At 35.8% G+C, this 4,295-nt stretch carries 6 protein-coding genes; 1 reads left to right on the forward strand and 5 read right to left on the reverse strand.

Annotation, left to right across the window (positions count from 1 at the left end):
* Positions 1–108 precede the first annotated feature (108 nt).
* Positions 109–312: a DUF6501 family protein gene (locus V7266_RS15340; RefSeq protein WP_335468889.1), complete on the reverse strand. Its 204-nt coding sequence runs from the start codon at positions 310–312 to the stop codon at positions 109–111.
* A 259-nt stretch (positions 313–571) separates the two neighbouring features.
* Between V7266_RS15340 and sda the strand changes: the two genes are divergently transcribed.
* On the forward strand, positions 572–691 hold the full coding sequence (gene sda, locus V7266_RS15345) for a sporulation histidine kinase inhibitor Sda (RefSeq protein ID WP_335468891.1): 120 nt from the start codon (positions 572–574) through the stop codon (positions 689–691).
* Positions 692–736: 45 nt separating this feature from the next.
* Here sda and V7266_RS15350 read toward each other — a convergent pair whose 3' ends face one another.
* The 4 genes from V7266_RS15350 to mnmH form a co-directional block, all read right to left on the reverse strand.
* Complete coding sequence (locus V7266_RS15350; protein ID WP_335468808.1) at positions 737–2,137, reverse strand: HAMP domain-containing sensor histidine kinase; 1,401 nt, start codon at positions 2,135–2,137, stop codon at positions 737–739.
* The gene (locus tag V7266_RS15355) at positions 2,134–2,814 is read right to left on the reverse strand and encodes a response regulator transcription factor (protein ID WP_335468809.1); all 681 of its coding nucleotides are present in this window, start codon (positions 2,812–2,814) and stop codon (positions 2,134–2,136) included. Before V7266_RS15355 ends, V7266_RS15350 begins: the two co-directional genes overlap by 4 nt.
* Before the next feature lie 27 nt (positions 2,815–2,841).
* On the reverse strand, positions 2,842–2,970 hold the full coding sequence (locus V7266_RS15360; protein WP_335468811.1) for a hypothetical protein: 129 nt from the start codon (positions 2,968–2,970) through the stop codon (positions 2,842–2,844).
* A gap of 189 nt (positions 2,971–3,159) precedes the next feature.
* A complete protein-coding gene (gene mnmH / locus V7266_RS15365) occupies positions 3,160–4,236 on the reverse strand; it encodes a tRNA 2-selenouridine(34) synthase MnmH (RefSeq protein WP_335468812.1) in 1,077 nt (358 codons plus the stop codon).
* Between the last annotated feature and the right edge of the window lie 59 nt (positions 4,237–4,295).

Raw genomic sequence — 4,295 nt, forward strand, 5'->3', positions numbered from 1 at the left:
CAGGAGTTGAGCTTATCCGATCCAATCAACATTGTCTCAAAATCAATAGTAACCTTTAACACAGACTAAAATTAAAAAGACTGGAGGTTATACCTCACAGTCTTTTTGCTACGCGTCTTGAAAATATTCCTTGTAAAAACCGCCTACTTTACCAGTATTATCGATAATGTAATAAAACTCTTCTGTTTCGTTTTTTACATCATAAATATTCCCTTTTGTTAACGCATTATGAACGAGATATTTTTTTGCATCTGTATGAACGCACTGTATTTTCTTAATTGTCTCACGATTTTTCCAAGATAAATGAATCAATGCTGCCACCGTCCTTTCAGTCTATGTCCAAGTTCTAGTATAATCAATAGCAGTAGTGATGTGCAACCATAACAAAAACAAACAATAAATTATTGGACAAAATCAGTCATAGTCCAATAATCCTACCCCTAACCTTAATTTGTGAACCTTTTTTTAATTTTATTAAATATGAGTTCTCAAAATTCCCTTCAACTATTACAATAGTAAAAACTGAATATACAATCCATTTCAGAAGGAGGGCATTCTCAAATTGAAAATTATGAGTAACGAGCAGTTGGTGGTTTCGTATCGGAATGCATTAAAGTCTGGTGAAAAAGAATGGATTAAACTTCTAAAAGATGAAATCAAGCGCAGAGGGCTAAGCGCACTTAAAAAATAGTTAAAAAAATGAAAAACCGCTGAATATTTCAGTGGTTTTTTCATTTTAAATGGTGCATGGCAGAACAATTTTTACCTTTGTTCCAACTCCAACCTGACTCTGAATGGATATCGTTCCATTATATTTTTTGATTAATCGGTGGGCAATTGACAGTCCTAGTCCTGTTCCGCCATTTTCTCGGCCTCGAGCCTTATCCACCCGATAAAAGCGATTAAATACTTTCGCTAAATGTTCACTCGGTATGCCAATTCCCCTGTCAACAACGTGAATGATTATGGCCTCTTCCTCAAGCTCCGCTGTAATCCAAATTGACTTACTATTGCTCGAATATTGAATGGCATTATCTAATAAAATGATCATAATTTGTTCCATATGCTGTCTTGAAATCGCAATTTTCGGTAACTTTTTATCAACTTCCAAAAATAGATTATACGTCGGATGGATGATTTCTAAATTTTTCACCAGTTGATGCAGTGTAGCTGAAATATCCGTTTTTTCATCATTACTTAATCTAGGATGCTCTGCTCTTGTGATATGTAACAAGTCGTTAATTAATTTTTTTAATCTTGTTACTTCTTGTAGAGAGGCTTCGAGAGATTCATCTAGGATAGCAGGATCCTTTTTACCCCATCTGTTCAATAAGGAAAGATGTCCCTCCAATATTGACACAGGTGTCCTGAGTTCATGAGAGGCATCTTCGACAAATTGCTTTTGAAGCAGGAATGATTTCTCTATTTCATCCATCATTTCATTAAAAACATTGGTCAGAGCTGTTAGTTCATCTTTTTGTTTATAACCGTTCATTCTTTCTTGAAAGCCAGATTCCTTAATCAGTTTCATCGCTTTTGCAAGATCCCTTACAGGCTTTAAAAGCTGCTTTGCAAGTAAATAACCACTGATGGCACTTAAGATAATTGCCGCTATTCCAAATATAGTCATTACCCAAAAAAGGTACCCCATCATTCTTCGATAATTATTTAATTGACGGACAATTTCCACAGTCCCTGTAAAGTCATTCCCCTTTAACGGAGCTCTTGCAACAAAAGCCTCATCTCCTTCAATGGAAACCCTTTGAGTGACCTTTTTTCTTATAGGCGCAGCTTCTAAAACAGGGAAAACACCATTTTTATCTGAGACAAGAATATGGCCTTCATGGTCATAGACTCTAATTAATTGATCCTTATCATTCATCTTCCTTAAAAAAGTTTGGCTATTCTTTATATCTGCACGATTAGGCTTGTTTGACTTTGCATTGTAAAAGGTTGTAATATCACTCATTGTACGATTAATCGCAATCTCTTCACGATTCATCATCCATTTTGAAACAATATGATATTCTAAAAAACTAAATAAAAAGAATGTCAAAAAAAGAGCTGCTGAGCAGCTTACCACTAGTTTAGTCTGCCAGCGAAGACGATTAAATTGACCGCTGATTTTCTTTATCATCGCATTACATATCCTACACCACGAACAGTATGAAGATAACGCCCTTCATCATTTGAGTCATCTATTTTGTTTCTTAAATAACGAACATATACATCCACCACATTCGTTTCTACGCCTGTACTATAACCCCAAACCTTATTAAGGAGAACTTCCCTTGTTAACACAATATTAATATTGCTCATAAAGGTAATTAATAAATCGTACTCCCTTTTTGTAAGACTAATCACTTTTTCTCCTTTTTTAACCACACAAGATTCCAGCTGAACAACAAGATCCTTAAACACAAGGCTCGTCACCTCATTAGATTGCAGGGCTTCAACCCTTCTAAACAATGATCTTAATCTAGCTAGTAACTCTTCAATCGCAAATGGTTTTATGATATAGTCATCTGCCCCGCTATCAAGTCCAGAAACCCGATCAAGTACACTATCCCGGGCAGTAATCATAATAATAGGGATCGATTTATTGGTTTGCCGAATTCTTCTGCATACCTCCATTCCATTTAATTCCGGAAGCAGTAAATCAAGTAAAATGGCATCCCAGCTCTCAGTAAGAGCTAATTGCAATCCTATTCTCCCGTCATTGGCAACGGTTGTTTGGTAGCCTTCATGCTGCATTTCCAGTTCTATAAATCTAGCCAAACTCTTTTCATCTTCAATAATTAGTAATTTGGACATACTCCCACACTCACATTACGTTTTTCTTTATTTTAACTGATGTTTATCTCGAATAAAATCAAAGACGGCATGTATTATCTCAATGGATTGGTATGAAACAAGAGAAAGTGCAGTTAACGAAAAGAAGCCAACAATGAATAATCGAAACCAGAACATGTTGTATACCTCCTTTTTGAACCGTTTTTAATACCTTACATTTGATTTATGATTGGAGATAAGTTGTTTAGAGGGTTGATATTATTGTACCTGTTGTTTTAAAAACTGCCATGAGAATAAGATTAGAATTTCCTTAGAAAAATAATGAAGCACACGGCAGTAAAGACGTGTGCTTCATTATTTTGTTACTCATAAATGGCTATTTGTTTCATACATGGGAGATAATGATAACTCCTTTAGTTTTATAACAATCTGTTCTGCTGCATCAATAGGATTTTCGGCAAATATATCAATAAACTCACCAAGGTAATCTTGTCTTGCATGATCGTAACGCGGATCATAATAGTGCTCAAGTAAAATGAAAATCATATCTTGATAATTTTTTTCATGAAGTGTTTCGATTAATCTTTTCCTAATATCGGGATCTTTCACCCGTTTTAAGACCCGTTCAATTCCTAACGATATTTTTTCGTGATACCAGGGTTCCTTTTCATAAGGCAGTACATACTCAGAAACAAGAAGCTTTACCCTCTGTTCAAGGGGTGAATGAATGTAAATATTTAAGCCTTTAAATTTAACATCCATTAGCTTCTCTTGTTGAACTGCTTTACCAATTCTTTTACTTTCTGCTTCAACAAGAAAATAATCACTGCCGTTAATTTCGTTAAGACCCTTAAATAACAGGGAATCAAAAGTCTTTTGATTATGACCTTCTCCGAGACCAATTGTGCCAAATATAGAGCCGCGATGGCCAGCCATTTCCTCCAAATCAAGTACAGGATAACCGTTTTTCTTTAGAATTTTCAAAACCTCTGTTTTTCCAACACCCGTCATACCATGGATAACAACGGTTTTATCCGGTATCATTGTTGGTATTTGTTCAAGAATATGATGGCGATAGGCTTTATACCCGCCTTCCAGGCGCCATGCATATATACCAGCAAATTCTAAGAAGGTTACAACAGCCTTACTGCGCATTCCTCCACGCCAGCAATGGATTACTAACTCCCCATCCGTATGATACGATTTAATTGTTTTTAATAGGTCAGGGATTTTTGGAGAAACAAATTCCATCGCCTGCCACTTGGCCGCGGCCTGCCCTTCCTGCTTATAAATCGTCCCAATCACTTGACGTTCTTCATTCGTGAACAATGGTATGTTTATAGCGCCAGGAATGGCTCCATCTGCAAATTCAATCGGAGAACGTATGTCAATAATGACTGGATTCTTTAGGGTTAATAATTCTTCAACAGTTATTTCCTTCATCTATATTACGCCCCTAGCAAAAAAATATCTCATAAAGAATAGCTTTAATAAAAGAATAA

It is taken from the genome of Neobacillus drentensis (genome assembly GCF_036965645.1).
GTDB lineage: Bacteria > Bacillota > Bacilli > Bacillales > Cytobacillaceae > Neobacillus > Neobacillus drentensis_D.